This is a genomic window from Rhizobium sp. NPDC090279 (genome assembly GCF_044769665.1).
GTDB lineage: Bacteria > Pseudomonadota > Alphaproteobacteria > Rhizobiales > Rhizobiaceae > Rhizobium.
Genome location: NZ_JBIVYI010000013.1, coordinates 29,129 through 53,702, shown reverse-complemented (window position 1 = coordinate 53,702; position 24,574 = coordinate 29,129). Strand labels below are relative to the sequence as shown.

16 protein-coding genes are annotated in these 24,574 nt (G+C 60.6%); 5 read left to right on the top strand and 11 right to left on the bottom strand.

Annotated features, from left to right (window positions below):
- Positions 1-105 precede the first annotated feature (105 nt).
- From ACIQWP_RS27210 to ACIQWP_RS27195, 4 genes are all read right to left on the bottom strand, one after another.
- On the bottom strand, positions 106-1,827 hold the full coding sequence (locus ACIQWP_RS27210; RefSeq protein ID WP_402794242.1) for an ABC transporter ATP-binding protein: 1,722 nt from the start codon (positions 1,825-1,827) through the stop codon (positions 106-108).
- Between the two features lie 7 nt (positions 1,828-1,834).
- The gene (locus tag ACIQWP_RS27205; protein WP_402794240.1) at positions 1,835-2,956 is read right to left on the bottom strand and encodes an ABC transporter permease; all 1,122 of its coding nucleotides are present in this window, start codon (positions 2,954-2,956) and stop codon (positions 1,835-1,837) included.
- Between the two features lie 9 nt (positions 2,957-2,965).
- Positions 2,966-3,952: an ABC transporter permease gene (locus ACIQWP_RS27200; protein ID WP_402794237.1), complete on the bottom strand. Its 987-nt coding sequence runs from the start codon at positions 3,950-3,952 to the stop codon at positions 2,966-2,968.
- A gap of 86 nt (positions 3,953-4,038) precedes the next feature.
- Positions 4,039-5,985 carry an ABC transporter substrate-binding protein gene (locus ACIQWP_RS27195; protein ID WP_402794234.1) on the bottom strand — a complete coding sequence of 649 codons (1,947 nt, stop codon included), beginning with the start codon at positions 5,983-5,985 and terminating at the stop codon, positions 4,039-4,041.
- A gap of 212 nt (positions 5,986-6,197) precedes the next feature.
- Between ACIQWP_RS27195 and ACIQWP_RS27190 the strand changes: the two genes are divergently transcribed.
- From ACIQWP_RS27190 to ACIQWP_RS27180, 3 genes are all read left to right on the top strand, one after another.
- Positions 6,198-6,911 (top strand): FadR/GntR family transcriptional regulator, encoded by a 714-nt coding sequence (locus ACIQWP_RS27190; RefSeq protein ID WP_402794531.1) that lies wholly within the window; start codon positions 6,198-6,200, stop codon positions 6,909-6,911.
- Positions 6,912-7,000: 89 nt separating this feature from the next.
- The gene (locus ACIQWP_RS27185; RefSeq protein WP_402794231.1) at positions 7,001-7,915 is read left to right on the top strand and encodes a dihydrodipicolinate synthase family protein; all 915 of its coding nucleotides are present in this window, start codon (positions 7,001-7,003) and stop codon (positions 7,913-7,915) included.
- A 109-nt stretch (positions 7,916-8,024) separates the two neighbouring features.
- Positions 8,025-9,020, top strand: a complete 996-nt coding sequence (locus ACIQWP_RS27180; protein ID WP_402794228.1) for a GntR family transcriptional regulator — start codon at positions 8,025-8,027, stop codon at positions 9,018-9,020.
- A 12-nt stretch (positions 9,021-9,032) separates the two neighbouring features.
- Here ACIQWP_RS27180 and ACIQWP_RS27175 read toward each other — a convergent pair whose 3' ends face one another.
- The 7 genes from ACIQWP_RS27175 to ACIQWP_RS27145 all read right to left on the bottom strand — a co-directional run bounded on the left by ACIQWP_RS27175 (position 9,033) and on the right by ACIQWP_RS27145 (position 21,092).
- The gene (locus ACIQWP_RS27175; RefSeq protein ID WP_402794225.1) at positions 9,033-10,562 is read right to left on the bottom strand and encodes a UxaA family hydrolase; all 1,530 of its coding nucleotides are present in this window, start codon (positions 10,560-10,562) and stop codon (positions 9,033-9,035) included.
- A gap of 188 nt (positions 10,563-10,750) precedes the next feature.
- Positions 10,751-13,171, bottom strand: a complete 2,421-nt coding sequence (locus ACIQWP_RS27170) for a cellulose synthase (RefSeq protein ID WP_402794223.1) — start codon at positions 13,169-13,171, stop codon at positions 10,751-10,753.
- Positions 13,162-14,208: a glycosyl hydrolase family 8 gene (locus tag ACIQWP_RS27165; RefSeq protein ID WP_402794221.1), complete on the bottom strand. Its 1,047-nt coding sequence runs from the start codon at positions 14,206-14,208 to the stop codon at positions 13,162-13,164. Before ACIQWP_RS27165 ends, ACIQWP_RS27170 begins: the two co-directional genes overlap by 10 nt.
- On the bottom strand, positions 14,205-16,709 hold the full coding sequence (locus ACIQWP_RS27160; protein WP_402794218.1) for a cellulose biosynthesis cyclic di-GMP-binding regulatory protein BcsB: 2,505 nt from the start codon (positions 16,707-16,709) through the stop codon (positions 14,205-14,207). The genes ACIQWP_RS27165 and ACIQWP_RS27160 overlap by 4 nt, the downstream gene beginning before the upstream one ends.
- Positions 16,709-18,898, bottom strand: a complete 2,190-nt coding sequence (bcsA, locus tag ACIQWP_RS27155) for a UDP-forming cellulose synthase catalytic subunit (protein ID WP_402794215.1) — start codon at positions 18,896-18,898, stop codon at positions 16,709-16,711. The genes ACIQWP_RS27160 and bcsA overlap by 1 nt, the downstream gene beginning before the upstream one ends.
- Before the next feature lie 60 nt (positions 18,899-18,958).
- Positions 18,959-19,933, bottom strand: coding sequence for a cellulose biosynthesis protein BcsN (gene bcsN, locus ACIQWP_RS27150; RefSeq protein ID WP_402794212.1), 975 nt, complete (start codon positions 19,931-19,933; stop codon positions 18,959-18,961).
- A 256-nt stretch (positions 19,934-20,189) separates the two neighbouring features.
- Positions 20,190-21,092, bottom strand: coding sequence for an alpha/beta hydrolase (locus tag ACIQWP_RS27145; protein ID WP_402794528.1), 903 nt, complete (start codon positions 21,090-21,092; stop codon positions 20,190-20,192).
- Positions 21,093-21,391: 299 nt separating this feature from the next.
- Between ACIQWP_RS27145 and ACIQWP_RS27140 the strand changes: the two genes are divergently transcribed.
- Both ACIQWP_RS27140 and ACIQWP_RS27135 read left to right on the top strand, forming a co-directional pair.
- On the top strand, positions 21,392-23,581 hold the full coding sequence (locus tag ACIQWP_RS27140) for a TonB-dependent siderophore receptor (RefSeq protein WP_402794210.1): 2,190 nt from the start codon (positions 21,392-21,394) through the stop codon (positions 23,579-23,581).
- Positions 23,582-23,849: 268 nt separating this feature from the next.
- Positions 23,850-24,431, top strand: coding sequence for a dienelactone hydrolase family protein (locus tag ACIQWP_RS27135; RefSeq protein ID WP_402794207.1), 582 nt, complete (start codon positions 23,850-23,852; stop codon positions 24,429-24,431).
- The last annotated feature ends 143 nt before the right edge of the window (positions 24,432-24,574 follow it).

Below are 24,574 nucleotides of genomic sequence, written 5' to 3'. Positions count from 1 at the left end.
GATGGTTACGGATGCGGCATGGGAGGAGCCGCAGTTTGGGAAATTGTTGCCGCACCGCAGCTGAGCGGTGGCGCATCATTGCCGGCGCCATGTCGACGTCGGTCATCATGCGGCACTGCCGTTTTTCACGGTTTCAGGTTCGACATAACGGAAGCGCCGCGAGCGATCCCGATCGCGCGGGTCCGGGCGGGGGATCGCTGAGATCAGCGCTTGCGTATAGGCATGTTCGGGCGCGTTGCAGACCTTTTCGGCATCGCCGACCTCAACCAGGCGCCCCTTGTACATGACGCCGACGCGGTCGCACATGTAGCGGATGACGCCGATATCGTGGCTGATGAAGATATAGGCCAGGCCAAGCTTGTCCTGCAGCCGCATCAAGAGATCAAGCACCTGGGAGCGCACGGAGACGTCGAGAGCTGATGTCGCCTCGTCGGCGACGATGATGCGCGGATTGAGCGTGATGGCGCGGGCAATGCCGATGCGCTGGCGCTGGCCGCCGGAGAAGGCATGCGGATAGCGCTCGCGCGTCCTCGGGTCGAGGCCGACCTGTTCCATTAGATGGCAGACGCGGTCATCGAGCATCCGTCCCTTGGCGATACCGTTGACGAGCAAAGGTTCCCCGATGATCTGGGAAACCGTCATTCGCGGATTGAGTGAGCCAAACGGGTCCTGGAACACCATGCGCAGTTCACGACGGGCTGCCGCAAGTGCCGTTCCCTTGGCGCTTGCCAGATCGGTGACATCGCCATCGCCGCGGCGATAAAGGATCTCGCCGGCGGTCGGGTCGATAAGGCGCATGATCGAGCGGCCCATCGTCGTTTTGCCGGACCCGCTCTCGCCGACGATCCCCAGCGTTTCGCGCGGCAGAAGCGAGATCGAGACATCGTTAAGCGCGCGAACCTCGCCGAAGGCCATCGACACGTTGCGCAGTTCGAGAATGGGGGCGACCGTTCTGTCGAGCGGCGGTCGTGCCAGCCGGATTTCGGCCTTCCTCTCGAGCTTCAGCACCGAGCCGATCAGCATGCGCGTATAGTCGTCCTTCGGTGCATGGAAGATCTGCTCAACCGGGCCGTATTCCTTGACCACGCCATTGTGCATGACGAGCACATCGTCGGCGATCTGGGCGACGACGCCCATGTCGTGGGTGATGAACAGGACCGCCATGCCATTGGCCTTTTGCAGCCTGGCGATCAGATCGAGGATTTCGGCTTGTGTCGTGACGTCGAGCGCCGTCGTCGGCTCGTCGGCGATCAGAAGCTGCGGCTTGCAGGCAAGCGCCATGGCGATCATCGCGCGCTGGCGCATGCCGCCCGAATATTGAAAGGCGTAGCGGTCTACAGCCTTTTCCGGGGAGGGGATTTCCACCTGCTTCAGAAGCGAGATAGTCTCGGTCCGCGCCTCGGCCTTGCTCATTTTCGTGTGGAGGCGTAGCGCTTCCATGATCTGGTCGCCGACCGTGTGGACCGGCGAAAGCGAGGCCATCGGCTCCTGGAAGATCATGGCGATGTCGCGCCCGCGGATCGACCGGATTTGCCGCCCGCGCGGATTGAGCTTGACGAGATCGATGGAGCTGCCGTTCGCCGCGTTCAGAGTGATCGAGCCGGCGGTGATGCGACCCGGCGCATCGATGATCTGCAGGATCGAGCGCGCCGTGACGGACTTGCCCGACCCGCTCTCTCCGACGACGCAGAGCGTCTTTCCCGGCTCGATGGCGAAGGAGAGATTGTCGACTGCGCGAAACGTGCCGGTTCGCAGAGGAAAGTCGACGGTCAGGTTCTTGACCTGCAGCAATGGACGGGCGGTGTTCATGGAAACGATATCGGTCATGCCCGCCTCATTTATTATAGGGATCGGCTGCGTCGCGCAGGCCGTCGCCGAGAAGGTTCAAGGCCATGACGGCGATGACGACTGCGACACCCGGCAGAAAGAGCCACGGCGCCGTTGCGATCGAGCGGATGTTCTGCGCCTCGCGCAGCAGAACCCCCCATGAGATGGTCGGCGGCTGCAGCCCAAGCCCGAGGAAGGAGAGGGACGTTTCGGCGAGGATCATCGCCGGGACCGCAAGCGTGATTGACGCGATGATGTGGCTGGCAAAGCTTGGCAGCATGTGGCGGAAGATGATGCGTCCTTCGCTGGCGCCGTCCAGTCTCGCTGCGGCCACGAATTCCTCGGTACGCAATGACAGGAAGCGGCCGCGCACGACGCGGGCAAGCTGCGCCCAGCCTGTCAACGACAGGATGATGGTGATCATCATATATTGCAGCGCTGCCGGCCAACCCTGCGGCAGAGCCGCGGCCATGGCAAGCCAGATGGGGATCGTCGGCAGCGACAGCACGAAATCGATAAGGCGTTGGATGAAGAAGTCGAGCTTTCCGCCGTAGTAGCCTGAAATTCCGCCTAAAACGATGCCGAGCATCAGCGAGAAGAAGACGCCAACAAGGCCGATCGACAGCGAGATCTGCGCGCCCTGGACAGTGCGGCTGAAGACGTCACGCCCGAGACGGTCGGCCCCGAACAGCAGCAGCGGCGTCGACTTGTCCGAGGATGCCAGCAGATGGATGTTGCTCGTGAAGAGACCGAGCACCGAATATTCGTAGCCGCGCCCGAACAGGCTGATGGAGACCCGCTTCGTCGTATCTTCCTTGAAGATCGCTGCCAGCGTTTCCGGATCGCGGCTGAGTTTCAGCGGGTAGTAGTGTAGCCCGATCGAGAAGCCGTTCTCCGTGTCGATGAAATGCACTCTTTGCGGAGGATGGAAGGTTGCCCGCGCATTCTGCTGCGTGGGATCGTTGATGGCGAAGAACCCAGGGACAATAGCGACGATATACATCGCTAAGGTGACGATGAGGGCGATCATGGCCAGCTTGTGGCGACGGAATGCCCACCAGATCAGCTGCCATTGCGATGCCACGGCGTTTCGATCGGGACGGAGATTTGTAGCGGCAATATCGGCCATGGGCTTCTCCTATTCCAACCGGATGCGGGGATCGACGAGGGCAAGCAGGATGTCGCTGATGAGCGAGCCGATCAGCGTCAGCGCGCAGATCAAAAGCACGAAGGCACCGGCAAGATACATGTCCTGCGCCATCAGTGCCTGCAGCAGCAGCGGTGCGGCTGTCGGCAGATTGAGAACAATCGCCACGACGACAGACCCGGAAATGAGATTGGGCAATAGCCAGGCGATCGTCGAGATGAAGGGATTGAGCGCGATGCGCAGGGGATATTTCACCAGCAGCCGAAACTCCGAGAGACCCTTTGCCCGCGCCGTCGTCACATAGGGCTTCGGCAGCTCGTCGAGCATGTTGGCGCGCATGACGCGGATGAGGCTGGCGGTCGAGGACACGGCGAGAATGATCACGGGGAGCCAGAGATGCGACAGGAGGTCCAGCATCTTCGCGATGCTCCAGGGCGCCGTCTCGAACTGGGAGGAGAACAGGCCGCCGACATCCTGGCCGAACTCGACAGCGGCGACATACATCAGCACCAGCGCCAGCAAGAAGGAGGGGATGGCAAGCCCAAGGAAGGTGAAGGCGGTGAAGAAATAATCGCCGATCGAGTATTTCCTGACGGCTGAATAGACGCCGATCGGCAACGCGATCGCCCAGGTGGCGATCAAAGCCGCCAGCGCCAGTATCAGCGTCAGCGCCATGCGCTCCCAGATGAGGCCAGAGACCGGCTGCTGCCATTCGAAGGAGATGCCGAAATCGCCGCGCGAAAGAATGCCCCACATCCATTTGAGATACTGGATGAGCATCGGCTGATCGAGGCCGAAGCGTTCGCGCAGCTGTGCTGCCGTATTCTGATCGACCACCTCGTTCGAGGAAGCCAGCGTGGCGATATAGGTCGTCACATAGTCGCCGGGAGGGAGCTGGATCAGCACGAAGGCGAGGAAGCTGATGGCGAAGAGGGACGGGATCATCCATAAAAGGCGTTTACCGATGAAGACCAGCATGGCTCTTTCTCGCAGTGAGCGCTGCTACGGGCAGCTCCGCAGGGAGGAACGCGCCGCCCATAAGAGGCGGCGCTTGATTGGCGTGATCAACTGGTGAAGAAGAATTGCTGCGGCATGGCGGGCCCCGGATTGGGCCAGGACCAGCTGTCCGGCTGCTTTTCGGGGACGTTGCGCAGATTGTTGCGGATGATGCCGAAGCCGCCGACGGCGAGGCAAAGCCCAACGGTTTCAAACTCTTCCGCCGCGATATCGAAAATCTGCTTCATGGCGGCGCCGCGCTTGTCGAGGTCGGCCGTCGAACGCGCTTGGTCGAAGAGCTTCATGCGCTTCCTCTGGCTTTCGGGGGGCTCTTCCCCTTGCTTGCCGTTCGAGGTGTACCAGACCGCCCAGGGGATGGCGTAGCGCGAGCCCTGCGGATGGAAGGCGAAGAAATCGCGCGGATCGAGCATGGGGTCGAGACCGCCTGGCCCCGGCCAGACCTGGGCGTCATGAGCGTTGTCGTCGCCGCGAGTGTAATAGAGCGCGCGCTCGATGGTGTTGACCTTCATGTCGACGCCGATCTGCGCCCAATGGGCCTTGACCAGTTCCAGAGCGTCGACCAGATCGGGATAGAGGGTCGGAATGACATCGACGGCGAAGAAGATCTTCTGGCCGTCCGGCCTCAGGCGAAAGCCGTTCGCGTCTTTCTTGCCGTAGCCGGCCTGATCGAGCATGGCGCCGGCCTTGTCCGGATCGTGGTCGGTGAACTGGCGGGCGTATTTTTCATTGTACCAGGGATGTTCCGGTCGTGGCCCGGCCTGGTAACCCTCGCTTTGGCCGAAATAGACGATGTCGATGATTTCCTGGCGGTTGATACCGAGCGAGAGCGCCTGCCGCACCGACTTGTCGGCAAACATCTTGCGCATCGCCGGATCTTTATGGGTGATGTTGAAATAGATCTGGCATTGCTGCGAACTCGAAGGGATAAGAGAAAGAAGGCGATAGTCGCCTTTCTTCGTGTTTTGCGAAAGCGTCGGCTTGTTCGCGAGCACGCTGATGTGGCGCTCCTGAATATCGATCTTGCCGGAAATGACGTTCAGCATCAGCGATTCCACGTCCTGCGAGATGCCGAAGTTGATTTCGTCGACATAGGGAAGCTGGTTGCCAGCAGTATCGACCTGCCAGAAGTAAGGGTTGCGGGTCATGACGACGCGGGTAGCACCACCGGTATAGGGCTCTTTGACGACCCAGGGGTCGAGCGTCGGCTTATCGGGGTTGCCCCAGCGTGATGGGATCTCGATGTCGCCGCAACGGGCGCGGAAAAGTTCGGGCCAGCTGTTGGAGCCGGCCTTCTTGGCATCCTCGGCGACGTTCGGATTGTATTTCGGCAGGAACTGGCTGCAGTAGTGCTTGGGAAATAGCGTCGGGTGCTGGCCAAGCGGCGTCGCGAGGTTTTCCAGATAGAGCGCGTTCGGTGCCGCGAAGGTGAATTTCACCGTGTAATCGTCGACCTTCGTGACGTCGACCGCCTTGCCGGCGACGGATAGTTGCGCCGGCGCCGCGCTATAAAGATCGGTATTCTTGACGCAGTCTTCGATGGCAAAGACCACGTCGTCGGCGGTAAATGGATGGCCGTCAGACCAGCGGGCGCCCTGGATGAGATAGAAGGTGAACTCGGAGGCGTCCGCATTGACGTCCCAGCGTTCGGCGAGGTTCGGCAGGACCTGGGTGAACTCAAGGTTCCAGCGCACCAGGCTCTGATTGCCCACCATGCGCAAAATGCCGTTGTGGTCTGACGAGCCGCGAAGGCCACGTCGCAGCGTGCCGCCATAGGTGCCTACCTTTTCGTAAGGGGTGACGACCATGGGCTTCTTCGGCAGTCGGTCCGCAAGCGCGGGCAGTTTGCCGTCCTTGACAAGCTGCGCCAGGGCGGGCGCTTCACCACCGGCATCGGCGGCGCTGACGCGGCCGGCCAGAGACAGGGCTGCCATTCCCGCCATGCCCCCGAGGACGGCACGTCTGCTCACGCCGCGGGACAATATTTCATCGCGCATCGAATCCCTCCCGTTTTGACCTCGGTTGGGCTTTGCCTCAACCGATGCGACGAGCTCCCGACCCGTCGCGATGCACCCCTCTGGCGCAGCGTCGAGACCTTATTACGTTCTCAGATAATTACAAGAGTTGACAGATTTTTACAGATTTAGTAGCTCTGTCGCGCAGGAAATGCGCTATGGCTGTCGCTGGTCGGCAATCACGAAGGACGATGATGAAACTCTCTGTCGCCAACGATTCCGGTGCGGGCGCGACGCGCTTCGGCGACATCATCTATGAGCGGATCGTCGCCATGATCGCGGACGGACAGTTTCCGGTGAACGAACGACTGCCGGCGGAAGCAAAGCTAGCGGAAATGTTCGGTGCCTCCAGGCCCGTGGTGCGCGATGCTCTGGAACGGCTGCGTACCGACGGCTTGATCGTGTCGCGCAAGGGCTCCGGTTCCTATGTCAGGCAAAGACCGGATTCCTCGGTTTTGAAGATGGTGCCGGTGGGGTCGCTCGCCGACGTCCAGCGCTTCTTCGAATTCCGCGCCGGGCTTGAGGCCGAGGCAGCCGAGCTTGCGGCGCGCAATTGGCAGCCCGATGACAAGGAGCGGATCACGGCGGCGCTCCAGAAGATCGAACGATGTCTTCGCGAAGGCCGCCTTGGTGCCGAGGAGGATCAGGAACTGCACGATGCGATTGCGATCGCGACAGGCAATCAGTTCCATGTCACCGCCCGCGAATTGTTTCGACCGCATTTCGCCATCGGGCATTCCGTGACCCGCAGCCTTAGTCTGAAGCGGACGCCCGAGCAGATCCGCAGCGTGCAGGACGAGCATGCGGTGATCGTGCAGGCGATCTTCGAGCGGCAAGAGACCGAAGCGCACGATGCCATGAAGCGACACATATTGAATGCACGCGCCCGCATGTTCCAGGGCATTTAGGGAATTGGATAGGCTGAGGGTGAAGCGATCGGGTTCTTGAAGCTTCGTCGCTTACGCCTCGATGGGTGACGAAGGGTAAGGGTAGGAAGATGAGCATTGAAACCATGCGGCAGGCGCTGACCGGCGTATCGGGCGTTCCCGTCACTGCCTATGATGCAGATGGCGAGGTAGAACCGCGCGTGACCGCTCAGGTCTACCAGCGCGTGGCTGCAGCCGGTATTCATAACATCGTCGCGGCAGGCAATACCGGCGAGTTTTATGCGCTGACCCCAGAAGAAATCCGCCGCGTCCATGAAGCTGCTGTTGCCGGTGTCGATGGCAAGGCGCCTGTCACGGCTGCGATCGGCCGCTCCTTGCGTGAGGCGATCCGCATGGCCAAGGATGCCGCCTCGATCGGCGCCTCGGCCGTGATGTCGCATCAGCCTGTAGATCCTTTCGCCGCCCTTGCCTCGCAGATCGATTACTTCCGCGATCTGGCGGAGGCGTCGCCGCTGCCGCTCGTTGCCTATGTCCGTGCCGATGGCTTCGGTGTTGACGATATGGTTCGCCTGGCCAGCCATGGCAATATCGCCGGCATCAAGTTTGCGACGACGGATCTGATGCTGCTTTCACGTGCGATCGCGGCTTCCAATCCGAATGGTGCGCTGTTCGTTTGCGGTCTGGCCGAAAGCTGGGCGCCGACATTCGCTGCCGCCGGGGCGCGTGGCTTCACCTCCGGCCTCGTCAACGTGGCGCCAAAGCTGTCGCTTGCCGTTCATGCGGCCCTGGCGAAGGGCGATTTTGCGACAGCCCGTATGATCGTCAACAAGCTCGAGCCCTTCGAGCGTATGCGCACGAAGTTCCGCAACGGCGCGAACGTCACCGTCGTCAAGGAGGCCGTGACCTATTCCGGCCTCGATGTCGGTCCCGTCCGCGTTCCGGGGCTGCCACGCCTCGACGAGGAGGATCGCGAGGAGTTGTTCGCGCTGCTGCGTAAATGGCGGGGAGTGGATGAGGCCTTCTAGGGCCGGAGGGTCGATGGGCGGCGTGGCGCTGCTGCGCCTCTTGTTGTCCTGACCATAGCCATGCGATGCTGATTGAGGCGTCAGCCTTTGCAGCGGAACACAGGATGGCATGAGCGTATCACGATTGGACACAGGCGGCCCGCGCAAGACAAGCCTCTATGAAGAGCTTCACGGCCGGCTGAAGGCGGAAATCACGAGAGGAACCGTGCCGGAAGGGCTTGTTCTCACCGAGGCTGCCCTTGCCGATTTGGTCGGCAGCAGCCGGGCGCCGGTTCGCCAGGCGCTGCAATTATTGTTCGATGATGGGCTCATCGCCCGTTTCGATGGTCGCGGCTTTGTCGTCGGAACGACGGGAACGCCGCCGAAGCGGGTCAAGCTTGGCGACTATCTCGGCAAATTATTTGATGAAGACGGCGACAGGACGATGTTTGCCTGGCAGGCGCTCTATGAGGATGTCGAGAGCATCGTCGTCTACCGCTCCTTCTTCGGCCGCTATCGTATCAATGAAAACGAGTTGGCACGCCATTTCGGCGTCGGGCGCGGGGTGGCGCGCGATGTCTTGCTGAAGCTCGAGACACTTGGCATCACGGAGAAAGATGACAATTTTCGCTGGTCGATCGTGCCGCTGGATGCCCAGCGCATTCGCGATCTCTATGAGGTGCGCGAGCAGATCGAGCCGGTGGCGCTTTCAAGTGGCTTGGGCGGACTTTCCAATGAGCATGTCGACACGATGCTCGAGCGCCTCTCGCAGGCACTTGCTGATTATCCCGATGTCTCGGCCTCGACCATGTACGAGCTGGAACTCGACCTTCATCAACGTAGCCTGCAGTCCTGCCCGAACAAGGAGTTCCTGAGTATCCTGAAGCGGACCCACTGCATCCTCACGCTCAGCAAGCATGTCGTCGGCAGCCGCATCAAGATGCCGGACTATGAGCCGTTTCTCGCCGAGCACATTGGTGTGTTCAGGATGGTGCAAAGACGTGATGAAGAGGGACTGCGAAAAGCGATGCGCGATCACATCAGCAATTCGCAGCCCAATGTGCAGGCGCGCGCCGCCTATATTCGAGAGCACTACCTGCCGGACGAATACAGCTTTATCATCTAGCGCGAGATGGCGTCAGGTGATGGCACCGACCTGCCAGGGAACAAATTCATTGTCGCCATAGTCGAAGGTCTCGCTCAGCGTCTTCTTGCCGGAGGCGACCGCGATGATTTCCTCGAAGATCCGCTCGCCGGCTGCTTCGATCGTATCGTCCCCGCTGACGATATCGCCGCAGTTGATGTCCATGTCCTCGCGCATATGGTTGTACATCTCGGTGTTGGTGGCGATCTTGACGCAGGGCGCCGGCTTGAAGCCGGAGACGGAGCCTCTGCCTGTCGTGAAGCAGATCACATTGCAGCCGCCGGCGACCTGACCGGTGACGGCGACAGGATCATAGCCGGGCGTATCCATGAAGACGAAACCGGGCTCGTCGACGATTTCCGAATATTCGTAAACGGCCTTCAGCGGCATGGAGCCGCCCTTGGCGACCGCGCCGAGCGACTTCTCCAGGATGGTCGTCAATCCACCAAGCTTGTTGCCATAGGAGGGGTTGTTGTTGAGTTCGGCGCCGTTGCGGCGGGTATAGTCACGCCACCAATCGATCCTGGAGAGCAGTTTTTCCGCAACCGCAGGGGTCACTGCGCGGCGGGTCAGCAGGTGTTCCGCACCATAGATCTCCGGCGTTTCCGCCAGAACCGACGTACCGCCATTGCGCACCAGAAGATCGGAGGCATAGCCGAGCGCCGGATTGGCAGAAATCCCCGAATAGCCGTCGGAGCCGCCGCATTCCAGAGCGAGCTTGATCCCCGAGAGCGGCTGAACGGTGCGCTTGGCGGAATTGACCTCCGGCAGCATGTCGCTGATCATTTCGGATGCGGCCGCAATCGTCTTGCGGGTGCCGCCGAGATCCTGGATCGTCATGGTGCGCAGCCGGTTTCCTTCCTCAAGCTTGTAGTGCTCGAGAATGGGCGCGATCTGATTGGTTTCGCAGCCAAGGCCGACCATCAGGATGCCGCCGAAATTCGGATGCCGGGCATAACCCTGGAGGGTTCGCGCCAGATAGCGATAGCCTTCGGACTGAGTGTTGATGGCGCAGCCGCCGCCATGGGTGAGGGCGACGACGCCATCGACATTGTCGAAGCCATCCAGGCCGCCGGAGCGGTTGAAATGCTCGGCGATGTATTTCGAGACGGTCGCTGAACAGTTGACCGTCGTGATGATGCCGATGAAATTTCGGGTGCCGACGCCGCCGGCGCCGCGATCGAAGCCCATGAAGGTCCGACAGTCTTCTTGAGGTAACATCCCGGCTTCTTCGATATCGACGCTGAACTGGTAGGGATGCTCGGATTCGATCACCGCCAGATTCTGCAGATGGACATGGCCGCCAGCCGGAATGAACTGCGTCGCAACGCCGATCGGCTGGCCGAATTTGCGGATCTCCTGGCCCGCCTGGATGTCGCGCACCGCCACCTTGTGGCCACGCGGGATCTGATCTGCAGCGATCAAACCGTCAATACCGGTTGGGCTTCCGGCGCGGATCATCGCACGCGCGACCGCGACATCGTCGATGGGATTAAGGAGGATGACGGGCGAAACGGCGGACATGAAAAATTCCATATGTCTGAATGATTGTCTATTGCTAGCAATAGACAATCATTCGATGGAAGATGCGTCAAGCGCGTTCAACATCGCTGATGAAGTTCTCTTCTTCTCAGAAATGCGCAGGCTGAAAAATTGCGCCTCCAGGCGTTTGCGGAGATGCAGAACGATGCTGCCTCCGCGGGGGGCCAGCCTTAATTTTCCCCCTTCGGGGGATGCAAAGTAAGCTGCAGATCCCTCAAGCCACGGCTGCCGTCGCGGTTGCCGGTTGCGGCGACGGCGGTGAAGATGCGCTCGGCGTCGTCGTACATTTTGAGATTGAGGTAGCAGTAGCCGCGCAGCACCATGAGGTCGACGCGCTCCTGTTGCAGTTGCGCGCGCTGGTCGAGATAGAGCAGCGTCTCGTGATAGCGTTTGCCGTCGAAGGCGGAGAGCGCGCGATCGCTCAATATGGCCACCTGCAGTTCCGCAGCGCGCTGATGGCTCATCGGCGCCTTGGTTGCGGAGACAGCCGCATTGTTGGCAAGGCCGGCCCGTAGATAGGCGAGGCTTTGGCCGTAGGCTGCCTCTTCGCGCGACTTTGAATCCGTGTTGTTCAAGGCGACGCCAAAGGCTTCCACCGCTTCCATTGGCCGGTTGAGGTTCATCAGGCACCAGCCGCGGGAGAGCGCATTGGCAGGTGTCAAAAGCTCTGCATTCGCGGTGGTCTTGCATCCAGCCGGCTGCCGCCCAGAGCGGCTAGCCGTTCGGGCGCGAGCCTCTGGTTCGACATAATCAGGTGAGGGAGCGCGGCGGACAGGCGCCACCGGTTGCACTGGGCTTTGCGTATTGACGTAGGGCTGCGTTACCGGAGGCTGAGGTGCGACTTGAGAAACCATCGGCGGCGCAATTTGAGGCGTGCCTTGCAGCGGCACCGTCTGGGGTATGATCTGGGGCGCCGGCTGTAGCACTTGATTGGGCGACGGCAATGGTTCCGATACCGGCGTGCGCGGCGCCGGCTCACCGAGTACGGCGATGCGTTGCGAACGGCCGGCCCAGAGCCGCTGGACTTCGGCGACGCCTTGGCGGTCGTTCAACTGATTGCGCGTAATGGCGAGGCCGTAGGCGGAGGGCTCGTCATCCGGTTTCCAGCGTAGAGCCGTCTCGAACCAGCGGGCTGCCGCCTGCGGCTGGTTCATCGAGCGTGCAAACCATCCGAGCTGCTGGGCCGTTGGAACATATTTCTGCTTCACGACTTCCGCAGCGATACGGCCGAGTACATCTTCAGTCAGATTGGCCGGCGGTTGCAGCGCCATAAGATTGGCGGTCGCTGCGAGATAGGTCGCCATCGCATCCTTGGATTCGTTGCGCCATTTGTACATGGCCTCTTCGGCCTCCTGCGGCTTGCGATCGGCGATCAAAACCAGAGCTAGACCCTGTGAGATCGTGGCGGAATCTTCCTTCTCATGCGCGGCCTTGAACCATTGTTCGGCATCGGGATAATCGCCACGGCGCAGATAGTACCAGCCGAGGAGTGAATCGTCGGATGCGAGGCCCTGACTGCGGGCGACACGCTCGACTTGAGACAGATAGTCCTGCGAGACCGTCAGCTTCGGATCGTCATTGCCCTGCGCGACGAAGCGACGGGCCAGATCGATCCTTATGCTGTCGAACTCCCGCCCGCCATTGCCGTCGGGTCTTTCGAGCGCCAAAAGATCCTGCATCGGCTGATAGGGCAGCAGCGCCGAGGCCTTCTGGACGGTCGCCAGTCTTTCCTGCGGATTGGTGCAGGTTCTCAGAATGTATTTATAGGCGTCCTGGCCGCGCGCCGCGCGGTCGGTACGGATGAAGGCTTCCGCGACGCGCCAGAGGACGTCGATGTCGCTGCAGGTCAGCAGACTGGGCGTCCTGGCGCCGATATCGATCACAGTCTGATATTGCTTCAGGTCGGAAGCGTTGACGAGCCGCGTGCGTGCCTCGGCGATATCCAGACGCTCCAGGAGATCGGCAGGCGGCTGCCAGCCGGCTTCCGCTGCCTGGCGATCGGCAATGGCCTTGCGCACCTCGGCATAGCGGCCCTCCGAATAAAGCTGCCACATGGCTTCGAGCTGCTTGTCGCTGTTTTGCGGAATGGCCAGCGGGTCGGCTGGCGGCGTCCAATTCGGATAGAGAGCCTGCAACCGCGAAATTTCCGCCTGGAGCCGCGCCTTGTCGCCGCGGCTGGCGAAATAGCGCAGCGCGCTTTCATCGACCTTCGGCTGGTTGTTGGCCGCTGCTGTTGTGCTTGTCTGCTGTGACGAAGGTGGCTGGGTCGATTGTGGCTGCGCCTGCTGCGGTGCGGCCTGTGCCATCGAATCGGACGCCGCCGTGTTTGCCGGCGGCTGATCCGGGGTGTCAGAGAGGACTGCAGACGGCGCGGTCGCCTGTATATGGTCAGCAAGCGCCTGCAGGTCGACCGGCTGTCCGGATAAGCCAGGCGAGCCGGCATCCGCGGCAAGCATGGTCTGCGGTTCGAGGCGTGCGGACTTTGCCAGCTTGATCTTGTCTTCGGGCGAATCGTGATCCTTCGTCGCGAGCGTAAACCCCGCCACGGCGACGGCCATGAAAGCCATGATCAAGGTGGACTTTATAAACACTCCGGATGTTTCTCCGTGACGAAAGCCAGGCTCAACAGTTGCAAGGTGGCCGGATAGTAAAGCGATGGCGCGAACTGCTGAACCGAAGCGGGCAGTTTCGTTCCGCCCACCACACACGCCACAACATCGTTAACAATTCTATAACCGGGGTCCGGAAGCAGGTCCTTCGGTTTACCGGTCGCCAGATCGATCGTCGCCGGCTCATCTCCCTCGACCGTCATGCCTTGCTGCAGACGCGCGAGCAGCGCTTTGTCATCGATGCCGGCGCGCGCCAGGTAAAGCGGGATTCTAACGGCATTATAGCCGAATTCCGCCTCGAAGCCGTCGGCAGGCTCCGGTTTGGCCTTCAGGCTCACCCAATCGGCCGGAAGCCTGCGCGGTCCAAATTGCAAGGAGCGCAGCAGGGCAAGGCCGTCGTCGCTCAATTTCTGCCAGCGATCGGAAGGCACCAGCAGTGCCATGACCGGTAACGCCTCGAAGACCCAATAGGATGGGTTGATGATCGGTCCATCCTTGCGCTCCGGCATCCGATAGCCGTCGACGCCGGGAATGAGCAGCGTCCGTCCCCCTGAATTGATGACGACACGGGAAAGGATCGCCTTGGCCATGCTCGCAGCCGCCTGCAGATAATCCTTCTTGTTCCAGGCCGATCCAGCCAGCGCCAGCGCATAGGCAATGAGGAGATCGCCGTCCGAGGCGTTGTTGGTGTCGGCCACATGCGGCGTGGCGGCCGGGTCCCATTTCCAGACGGCAAGGCCGTCGTCGCGCAGCAGGAGTTCGGTGCGGGTAAAATACCAGATCTGTTCGAAATCGGCAGGATTATTGGCAAGATAGGCGAGCAGCATACCGTAGCCTTGTCCTTCGCTGTGGCTGATGCCGCCGTTGCCGTTGTCGATGATGCGTCCGTTCGTATCGAGGAATTTCGCCTTGTAGGCAGTCCAGGCTTGGGCGTCGATTGGCGCGCGTTGCGCGGCAGCCGGCGTCGCCGCCAGGATGGCAGCGCTGCAGATTGCAACAACAAGGCGCCGGATTTTCATTCGCGCCTGCCGATCTTGGAAAGAACGCTGGCCGTGCTGACGCCGAGCAGGAAGGAGCCGACGACGAACAGGAAGGCGTAGGACAATATGTTGCTGGAAAGCCAGTTTGCGGCAATCAGCCGATAGTTTGTCAGCGACCAGGGCTGGGAGACGACAAAGCTGAACCGGCTGACGGGCACTGTATCGATTTTTCCGGTCTTGCCCGAATAGACCGTGATGCGACCACTGATCTGCGACCAGGTGTTCTGTGCCGTCATTGCCTCAATGCCGGCGCGCAGATCTCCGGCGCTGGGAGAAGTGACAACGGTCCAGGTTGCGTCATTGGTCGGATTGGCCTCTTGGGCGATCAGGAAGCTGTTGGCATTTGACGGCGTGAACACCTGCTCCGAACCGGGGATGAAGCGGAGCGAGCTCAAGGTGATATCGAAATTGCGGTGCATCCATTGCTGGAAGCTCTCCATCTGCCCCTGCAGCATTCCGCCGCTGATGCGGGAGCGCCAATCGGCAATCGTCACGGAAGCCTCGGGCGTGCCGCCTTGGCCAGGCGCCGGCGGGCGCCAGGCCACCTGGCTGGAGGCGGAGATGTTCATTTGCGTGAAGATCGTCGACGGCAGTTGCGAGACGGAGCCGATGAACAGCGCATTGCGGGTGCCGACGGTACTTGGCGAGGCGATTGGTTCCAAAGCGATCGGGTGGCCGGCGACGAGCGCCATCTGGCCGAGCAGCGTCGCGGTCGCAGACAACGTGTCGGCATCCGCACGATCGATGAAGAGCGCAGTCGCCTCGGTCTGGCGATTGTAGGGGTAACCGGTGCCGGCAAGTGCGGCAAGGTTGGGTCGCTGCGCGACCCTTGCGAAATCCGGGACACGGAGCTGGCTCGTATCGAACAAGGCGAAGCGAGGCGTCGTGCTTGATGTCGCGGCAGGTGCGCAGGTGGAATCCTCATCCGCCAGCAACAAGGCTTCAAGCGTGATCGTGTTCAGGCCCGGCTTGAAATGCCGCATGGTGATGCGGATGGGCAGTTGGCGGAAGATGCCGCCTCCGGTGACCGTGATCGGCTTGGTGGTAGCGATACTGCCATTGACATAGACGTCGATGTGACTGCCCGGCCGCACGTCCTTGGCATAGGCGGCGTCAAGCAGAATGGTGGCCTCGCCATAGGCATTCGCATAGAAATCGGACGGGATTGCCACGTTGAAGCTGGTATGGAAACGCCGTCCGGAGAACTCCGTCGTCCTGACGCCGAGCTGCTCGAAGGAAAGGCTGGTGTTGGAGTAGATCAGCGGCGCATCCGGTGCGGACCATCGCTGCGTCACCAGCAGATCGCGGCGGGTATCGGGGTCGCGGTCGGTCGGTGAGACCACCATGTCGATCGCCGACGAGATCGCCTGCCAGGATGGTCCGCTGATCAGCAGAAGCTGTTGGCCGCTGCGCGGGTCTGTCGCGAATGTCGCCAGCGCCCCATTTTGCGCCGAGGCCGGAACGCTAAAGACGGGCTGAAGTTCTGCCGGCGTGCCGACGACGACGGTCATTTTGCCAGGACCAGGCGCGGGGAGGGCATCCGTGTCGAACGAAAAGGTTTCATTCGGCATGCCACTGAGCAGCGCCAGACCCTGCGCAAGACGCAGGATCGGCTTCGTCGTCCCCGGTTGCGCGAGTGCCGGCACAACCAGATTGAATTGCGTCTTGCCGACGCCATCGATGCCGATCGCGCGGATCGCGTCGGTCGTCGACAGTTTCTCCGCCTCTCGGCCGGCGAAGCTCAGATAGGTTCTTGCGGGATCGATGTCCGACCAGAGCTCGTAGGTCGACGGAATGTCGCAGTCGACGCGGTGCCGTTGCGTCGCCTCGAAGGTCAGCAGATTGGCACCGGGTTGCAGGAGCCCGCGTGGCACGTCGAAACTGACATCGGACTCGTTGTCGGACGAGCCGATCGGCTGCTGATGCACCACGCGGTCATTGAGGAGGACGGTGAGCTGTGATGCCTCGGGAGCGACGACCACTGCATTCTGATAGGCGAAGCTGAATTTTGCGGGCGACGATGCCTGCTCGGGCGTCAGATAGATCGACCAGGACTTGCGATCGGCTTCACCTTCCAGTCGCAACTTTGCAAAGGGAACGACATAGCGACGGAAAGCGGATGTGGCGGCGGCCGCTTGCTTGGCGTTCGGCGCGACTTGAGGCATTGCCTGAGCGGGAGTGACGGGTGTTACGGCCTGCGGCGCCGCCGTTTGCGGCGTGACTGCCGGCGGGGCTATGACGAGAGGCGGCGTAACCTGAGGAGCCGCGGTCTGCGGTATGCTGGTTTGGGGAACGGCGACCGGAGGCACCGTCTCTTTCGGGGGCTCTGCCTGTGGTGTTGTCGTCTGCGGGGCGATGATCTGCGGCACCGCCGGCGCTTCGCCTTTCGGGCGCTCGCCGGACATGTCGAAAGGCGTCGTCTGCGCCTGCGCGGCAACAGCGCCAAGGAGAAGCATGAGGGCAGGGAGGATGCGGATCATCAGCTTTTCGCCTTCGCATCCTGCCGTTGCTGCGTCCGATCCGAGCCCACACCCCTGAACAGATAGATCAGGCCGCGGCTGGTCTGGTAGAGCGACATGCTCAGGAACCAGAAGGTTCCGCGGATGATGCCCGGATTGCGCCGCCGCGCCTGCTGGAATTTCGTCCATTGATCGGAGTTGGCGAAGACGAGATCGGCAATCAGTCGATGGTCGGCGGCACCCTTCGGAATATATTGACAGCCGATAGCGGTGATGTCTCCCATCTGCTCGACGTTGCGAATGACGACCGACAACGTCACCATGTCGGCGCCGCTATAGGATTGGAAGCGTATAGTGCCTTCCGAGCCGACCTTCACCGGCTCCAGGTCCTTGTTAAAGACGTTCAACCTGGCGCCATGGACGGAAACGTCCTCGATGGACGCGGAATTCCACCGGCCGTCGGTCCCGAACTCGCTGCGCCGATCGACCCTGACGCGCCGCGAGGAGGCCCGCTCTCCGCGTTCGGAGACGACGCCGAGCGCACAGCCGGACAGGACCAGGTTGATGATGTTCCAGCCGCCGACGACAAGCGTGACGTCGGCTTTGTATGGCTCCGCATAGATACGGTATATGGTGACCGCCAGCGCAATGACCTGCACGGCGAAGATGACGAAGAACGGGCGGCTGATTTCCGAAAGGCGGCTGACGGCGATCGACTCGTCCTTGGCGGTGACCTTGAAGGTCGGCTTGCGGGGATTGAGCATGACCGAGACGACGGCTGGCAACAGGTGCACCGTCTGGACATATTCGTAGAGCTCGGAAATCCATGGCCAACGGAACGATCCATAGAGATAGTTCTGCATCATCAGGTTTACGAGCATATAGGCGAGCGTATAGGCGAGGAACTCGCTGCCCGATGCCGTGAAAATCTCGAGATCGAAGAAGAGATAGAAGAGCGGCGCAAACAGGAAGATGACGCGCGGAAACGGAAACAGCCAGAATAGAGTGGACGACATGTAGCAGAGGCGCTGCGGCAGCGTCAGGCCGCGCTTCAGGAGCGGAAAGCGAAAACGCAGGATCTGCATCATGCCCTGCGCCCAGCGGCTGCGCTGGCCGATGAAGCTTGCAAAGGTCGCCGGCTGCAGGCCGGCAATCAGCGGCTTGTCGACATAGATGCTGTTCCAGCCGGCTCCATGAAGCGCAAGCGCGGTTTCGCAGTCTTCCGTGATGCTGATGCCGCTGAAGCCATTTTGCGATTCCAGCGCCTTGCGGCTGAGCACGGCGGCCGAACCGCAGAAGAAGGCGGCGTTCCACTTGTCCAGGCCGCGCTGGATGATGCCGTAGAACATTTCGTTCTCGCTCGGCATGCTGTCGAAGGTGCGCAGATTGCGCTCCAGCGGGTCCGGATTGATGAAGAAGTGCGGGGTCTGGACGAGAAAGAGCTTCGGATCATCCTCGAAATAGCCGACGGTCTCGCGCAGGAAATCGCGCGCAGGCGCATGGTCGGCATCGAAGACAGCAATCAGCTCGCCGGTCGAATGCTCGAGCCCGTTGTTGAGGTTGCCGGCCTTGGCATGTTCATTGCGCTCACGCGTCAGATATTCGACGTCGAGGTCGGCGCAGAGCTGCTTGAGCTCGTCATGGCGGGCGATTGCGGCCTGCGATTCCAGAACTTTGGTAGAATTGCGCTTCTGTGCAGTGCCGCCATCGTCAAGCAGCCAGACCTTGAGCTTGTCGGCCGGATAGTCCATCGCCTTGGCCGAAGCGAGCGTATTGGCAAGAAGATTGGTGTCTTCGTTGTAGGATGGCACGAAGACATCGACCGTCGGGAAGTGCTTGGTCGCGGCGGCGCGCGTCGTGCGTGATGGCAGCGGAGTGGCGACGATGAAGAGGCTGAGCATCAGCATCGCCACGTTGTACATTTCGGCAAGGTAGAGCAGCAGGCCGGGAATGAAGTTTTCCAGCTGGTTGACCGGCGGTATCGTGTAGGATGTGCGCCAATAGACATAGCGCAGCACGATGGCGGTACCGAAGGCAAGCGCGACCAGCCGCCAGGTGCCTTGACGCTTGAGGATCTTGATGATCGCCATCATGGTGACGACCACGGTGCTGGCGATCAGCTGCGTTTGAAGGTTGACCGGCAAGGTGATCAGCACGATCCCGCATAGCGCTATCACGGCCCATATCAAGATGCTGCGTGCAGTGTGCATCGGTGTCCCTTCAAAGGTATTGCCAGACGCCATCCTGGCGCCCCCAAGCAGTCCCGCTTGCTAGCGGCACCCCTGAGATATGCCAGTTGCTCCGTTACAGTCCGGTAAAGGCACGATGATATTGCTTGCAGTATTTGCCGGCGGTGGCGCGGCTATCGAGCTTGCGCCGTTTGTTTGCGACGGGTCGGTCTGCCCATCCGGCAGCGGCACGCGCGGGCCGATCATCGGCGGCAAAGCGGGCGCTGCCTGCGGCTGAGGCTGCACAACGGCCGGCCGGCGAATGACGGCAGGGCGCGTCACGGCGGGGTGGTTCTGATATCCGATGCTGATCGGTGCGGTGCGATAAGGCGCGGCGTCGGGATAGACCAGCTCGCCGGGCTTGCCGAGAACGGCATCAGCGCCGCGCGGCGCGCCGAAAGGGTTCAGCGCCGCGCCGGCGAAGTGGCCGGCGATCGTATAGCCATAGACCGTGCTCAAGAGCTGGCGCTCCGTCGCATGAGCGTCGCAGAGCCGGATGCGCACCTGCACCGTGCCGAAATTGCGCTGCTCCTGCGGTGGCGCAAAACCGGCCTTCACCTGCTGCCAGGCATAAAGGCAGGTATCGCCGGCCCGGCTCTGGCCCGCGGCATAGCCGAAGGGGCCATAGTTGTTCTGCACGATGGTCGCCGAGCGGGCGAGGCGCACGCCTGGCACCGCGGCTGCCATTTCGCGAGCGATCGCGCTGTCGCTGATCGTATTGAAAGGTCTGCTCCCGAGCCCGGGGTTCGAGCCTGTTATACCGAGAAACTGAACCTTGAGGAAGTTTTGGCCAGAGACGGAAGACGATGTGGAGAGCGCGATCGTCTGCTCGACATCCTTGGCACGCCTGCGCTCGACTATATTGATGATCGCCGGTCCACCGGGAGGCGGAAAGGCCAACGCCTTGTCGCTCGTGACCGTTTCCACGCCGATCGATTGCCGAACCTGGCCGGTTGTTGTGCAACCAGCGCCGAGGCAGGCCAATATTATCAACGCTATCGTCTTTGAAAAATGCATCTCTTGGGATCGCGGCAATCGTGAGTGTTCACATTCATCGGCAAATTGCGCGACGGTCTTTGGAATCAAGCCTTTGTATTCACTATAGCAAATAAAGGTGATTATGGTTAACCAAGGGTTAATCTTGGCCGATTGGCGCTCCGGAAAGGACCAGAAACCCATGCCGAATGCGCTCCATCGCGCTGAATACACGAAGAGCGATACGTAGCCGAATAGCGAGCTGCAACTTTTGGCAGCAAGCCTATGAATTTGAAATCTATTTCTTTCTTCGTAGCGCGATCTGCACGGCCCGGTTCAGCGCAACTGGTAGAACCGACATGTGGTTCTCTCCGGCATATTCTTCAAAGGTTACGGTTCCTGTGGACGACGCCAGTTTGGCCCATCTCTGCGCTAGGTCGCGGGCAAGTTCTATCGTGCGCGTTTCCTTGGCCCGTTCCTGCCGCTTCTGCTCTTCGGCGGTACCCTTGTGGAAGGGCGCGAGTATCTCGCCCTCGTATTGCCCGGCGGAAAGATGAAGCTCCATATCGAGAGGCTCTTTATGCCCTTCCAGGAATTCGCTTTCCATTGAAAGAATTGCCGATTCCTCCCAGTAGATCGCCGGGCTCGCCGAAATCCAGCGGCTGAAGGCGTCCGGTTTCGTAAATAGCGCATAGAGCGTGAACAGGCCGCCGAACGAATGGCCGAAGAGTGTCTGGCGCGAGCGGTCGATAGGGGCTTGCTGCTCTATCCACGGCTTGAGCTCATCTTCGATGAGCGTCAGGAAGCGCTCGCCGCCGCCGGTCCGGACATCAGGCGTGTCTGGGTAGAACGGTGGATAGACGCGCCCAGGCGGCGGGCTGAGATCCCAGGAGCGGCGTAGCGGATCATAGGGTTCGTCGGTCGGATAGCCGATGGCGACGATCACGCCGTCTGCAACATCGGTCCCATTGGGATAGCTCGCCTGCACTTTCAGCGCATCGACGGCGGTCGCAAAGCAGGCGTTGCCATCGGTCAGATAGAGGATAGGCCATCCTTCCGCTGGCGCCGGCTTGTCCGGGCGGTAGATAAAGATCCTGTGCGGCTGATCGGCATTGTCAAACTTCAGATCAGCGAACGTGCAGCCGGCAAGGGTGACCGGCGCCGGCATGACAGCGGCATTTTCTGATGAGGGGTGGGACATGGCCTCTCCGGCTGACCGATAATGTGGAGCGTCCGAATTAGCGGCGCTGAATTTCGAAAAGATGATGAAATTTCTCATATTATGGAGAGTCTGATCTGACAAGCAGCCCAAATGCTTCGTCGAAGGTAATTTTTGGTTGTGAGCTGCGCCGCGCCGCGCGATCAACGGGGCCATTCTGCAACATGAAAGCGGAATTCAACAAAAAATATGACTATCCTACTCATGTATTATTGACGCCGGCTGCACCTGCGAACTAATTTGCGCCATCTTTTTCAGAAACGGGTAGGCGAAACGGGACTATGAAGCAGGGATCGTATAATTATATCAATAATTTGACACGTAAGAGAATCTATCTCGCAAGTGGCGCTACCGCCCTTGCCACAATGTTTGCCTTGAGTGGAAACGCCGTCGCGCAGGACGCTGCGGCGAACGCGAATAACGGAAATGCGACCCAGCTCGCACCGATCATCGTCAGTGGTCAGTCGAGTGATGCAAGCGACAACACGACGGTCGCGGCAAAGAAGAGCCAGGGCGCCACCAAGATCAATACGCCCCTGATCGAGACTCCGCGATCCGTTTCGGTCGTGACCAGGAAAGAGCTGGATGAGCGTGGCGCGCAGGACATCACCGAGGCGGTGCGCTATTCCGCCGGCGTCCAGACCGGCGCCTATGGCTTCGATCCGCGCTTCGATCAGATCATCATCCGCGGTAACGACATCACGACCGACGGTAGTTATCTCGACGGGCTGCGGCTGCCCTACATGAATTACGCGATGTTCCGCACCGATCCCTACGCGCTCGAGCGGGTAGAGGTGATCAAGGGCCCGGTATCGGTGCTTTATGGTGCAGGCTCTCCGGGCGGCATCGTCAATATGATATCGAAGCTGCCAACGGATGAGACGATCAGGGAGGTCGGCGCTCTCTATGGAACATCGGACCGCGCCCAGACGATGTTCGATTTCGGCGGTCGGGTCAATCAAGACGATGACAGCATGCTGTATCGGATTGTCGGTCTGGCACGAAAGGGCGATACCAATTTCGATATTGCCGACGACCGCTATCTGATCCAGCCATCCTTCACCTGGAAGCCTGACGACGCGACGAAATTTACGGTCTACGGCTCGGCGCAGTCCACCGAGACCGATGCCAATGTCGGTGCAATGATCGGCCCCGACGGCAACGTCCTCGATTTTCGCGACAGCGATCCGGATTATGACTATCAAAGGACCAAGCAGCAGCAGGTCGGCTATCAGTTCGAGCACGAGTTCGATGGCGGCTTCACTTTCCGCCAGAACCTCCGCTTCTCCCATCTGGATCTGAAGGCGCGCTATCTCAGCACCATCGACTGGGTCGGAGACGTCGCCCAACGTAGCGCGACCGCGATCGGCGACAGGATGAATGTCTTCCAGGTCGACAACCAGCTGGAATCCAAGTTCGATACCGGTCCTGCCGCTCACACCATGCTGTTCGGCCTCGACTATACCCGTATGAGCGATTCCTTCGCCTATGGGATGGATGCGACGACCAGCCCAGCCTACGATTTCGATATCGACAATCCGAAATACGGCGTATCCGGCCCGACGCCGCCCTATAACTACAGCCGGGTGAATGCCAGCCTGCAGCAGTTCGGCGCCTATGCGCTTGATCAGATCGAACTGGATAAGTGGCGCTTCACGCTCGGCGGGCGTCAGACCTGGGTCAAGCAGTCGACCGACACCACGATTGTCTCCACCGATACGACCACGAACGACAGTCTCAACAAGAATGCATTTTCCTACCAGGCCGGTGCTCTCTATCTCTTCGATAACGGGATCGCGCCATTCGCCAGCTATTCGACATCTTTCAATCCGGTCACCCAGCGATCGGCCTCCGGCAGTATCCTCGATCCCACAAAGGGCGATCAATATGAGCTCGGCGTGAAATATCAGCCGCCGGGCACCGACATTCTGCTGTCCGCCGTCGCCTATCACCTCGTGGAAAAGAACAAGCCCGTTCTCGTCGATCCGGTGGCCCTCGTCTACGAGTCACTCGGCGAGGTGACCAATAAAGGTATCGAGCTGGAGGCCAGGGCGAATATCACCGATGGCTGGGATGTGATCGCATCCTATTCCTACAACCACTCGGAAATTACCGGCGGCGACAATGTCGGCAACGCGCCTGCCGTAACACCGAAGAACATCGCCAGCCTCTGGTCGAATTATACCTTCCAGGAAGATTCGGCTGCCAACGGACTGACGGTCGGAGCCGGCATCCGTTATACCGGCGAAAACTACACAAGCACGGGCAACACCGCCAAGAACGATGCGAGCATCTATCTGGACGCAGCGGCCTCTTACGACTTCGGTGCGATCGACAAGAAGTACAAGGGCCTGACGGCATCCTTCGACATCCGCAACATCGCCAATCGTCGCGACACGGTTTGCAACGCTGGTTATTGCTATCTCGGACAGGGCCGCAACATCACGGCGTCATTGAAGTATCGCTGGTAAGTCCTTTACGGGCGCCGAACATCGATCGGCGCCCGTTTTCCCGATGGCCCCGTCTTTCGAGCGAGGGCACGGCTTCCTTTCGTCTCTCCTGCTTTTCGTCAGCCTGGACCGGCCGTCTCTTCAGCAAGGCTATTTGGAGCCGAATCTTCACGGCAACTCCCGGGATCGCCCACGCGACTTCCATAACGTGTCCGCATCCTTGCTCGAGCGGCGATGACGCTGTAGCGTCGCAGACAATGCACCCGACCATCCCGTCTGGAGGCTCCGTATGGCCGAGGTCTTGTTGTTCCATCATGTGCAGGGGTTGACCCCAGGTGTGCGCGCGTTTGCTGATAACTTGCGCTCCGCCGGCCACATCGTGCACACGCCGGATCTGTTCGATGGTCGCAGATTCCAGAGTATCGAAGAGGGGCTCGCCTATATCGGTGAGATCGGATTCGACGATATGCGGGAACGCGGCGTTCGCGTCGCCGACGAACTGCCTGCCGAGCTCGTCTATGCCGGGTTTTCGTTCGGTGTGTTGCCGGCGCAGAAATTGGCGCAGACACGGCCCGGAGCTCGCGGAGCCCTCTTCTTCCATTCTTGTCTGCCGATCAGTGGCGAATGGGCCTTCGGACCTTGGCCGGCCGGCGTCCCGGTCCAGATTCACGGCATGGAAAACGACCCGATCTTCGTCGACGAGGGCGATATCGATGCCGCACGCGAGATTGTGGAGAAGGTCGAGGACGCGGAGCTTTTCCTGTATCGCGGGGATCAGCACTACTTCGCCGACAGCTCGCTCCCGTCCTATGATGCGGATGCCACGGCACTGCTTACCAGTCGCGTGCTTGAGTTCCTGGATCGCGTTTGATCCACGCGGAAGTCCTGACTTGAACTTAGCTCAGAAAGCCGTCCTGCACACCGCAGGCAATCTGCCCGCCTTCGAGAAGCAAGCATTCCGTTCGCTGCACATATGGCTGCCGAAGGGACGCCCGCGAATGTCAACCGCCACCT

Coding starts and splice junctions, on each gene's coding strand:
- bcsA (WP_402794215.1), bottom strand. CDS start 18,898: ATGCACACTGCACGCAGCATCTTGATATGGGCCGTGATAGCGCTATGC.
- ACIQWP_RS27135 (WP_402794207.1), top strand. CDS start 23,850: ATGGCCGAGGTCTTGTTGTTCCATCATGTGCAGGGGTTGACCCCAGGT.
- ACIQWP_RS27210 (WP_402794242.1), bottom strand. CDS start 1,827: ATGACCGATATCGTTTCCATGAACACCGCCCGTCCATTGCTGCAGGTC.
- ACIQWP_RS27195 (WP_402794234.1), bottom strand. CDS start 5,985: ATGCGCGATGAAATATTGTCCCGCGGCGTGAGCAGACGTGCCGTCCTC.
- ACIQWP_RS27165 (WP_402794221.1), bottom strand. CDS start 14,208: ATGAAAATCCGGCGCCTTGTTGTTGCAATCTGCAGCGCTGCCATCCTG.
- ACIQWP_RS27160 (WP_402794218.1), bottom strand. CDS start 16,709: ATGATCCGCATCCTCCCTGCCCTCATGCTTCTCCTTGGCGCTGTTGCC.
- ACIQWP_RS27140 (WP_402794210.1), top strand. CDS start 21,392: ATGAAGCAGGGATCGTATAATTATATCAATAATTTGACACGTAAGAGA.
- ACIQWP_RS27175 (WP_402794225.1), bottom strand. CDS start 10,562: ATGTCCGCCGTTTCGCCCGTCATCCTCCTTAATCCCATCGACGATGTC.
- ACIQWP_RS27185 (WP_402794231.1), top strand. CDS start 7,001: ATGAGCATTGAAACCATGCGGCAGGCGCTGACCGGCGTATCGGGCGTT.
- bcsN (WP_402794212.1), bottom strand. CDS start 19,933: ATGCATTTTTCAAAGACGATAGCGTTGATAATATTGGCCTGCCTCGGC.
- ACIQWP_RS27180 (WP_402794228.1), top strand. CDS start 8,025: ATGAGCGTATCACGATTGGACACAGGCGGCCCGCGCAAGACAAGCCTC.
- ACIQWP_RS27190 (WP_402794531.1), top strand. CDS start 6,198: ATGAAACTCTCTGTCGCCAACGATTCCGGTGCGGGCGCGACGCGCTTC.
- ACIQWP_RS27200 (WP_402794237.1), bottom strand. CDS start 3,952: ATGCTGGTCTTCATCGGTAAACGCCTTTTATGGATGATCCCGTCCCTC.
- ACIQWP_RS27145 (WP_402794528.1), bottom strand. CDS start 21,092: ATGTCCCACCCCTCATCAGAAAATGCCGCTGTCATGCCGGCGCCGGTC.
- ACIQWP_RS27205 (WP_402794240.1), bottom strand. CDS start 2,956: ATGGCCGATATTGCCGCTACAAATCTCCGTCCCGATCGAAACGCCGTG.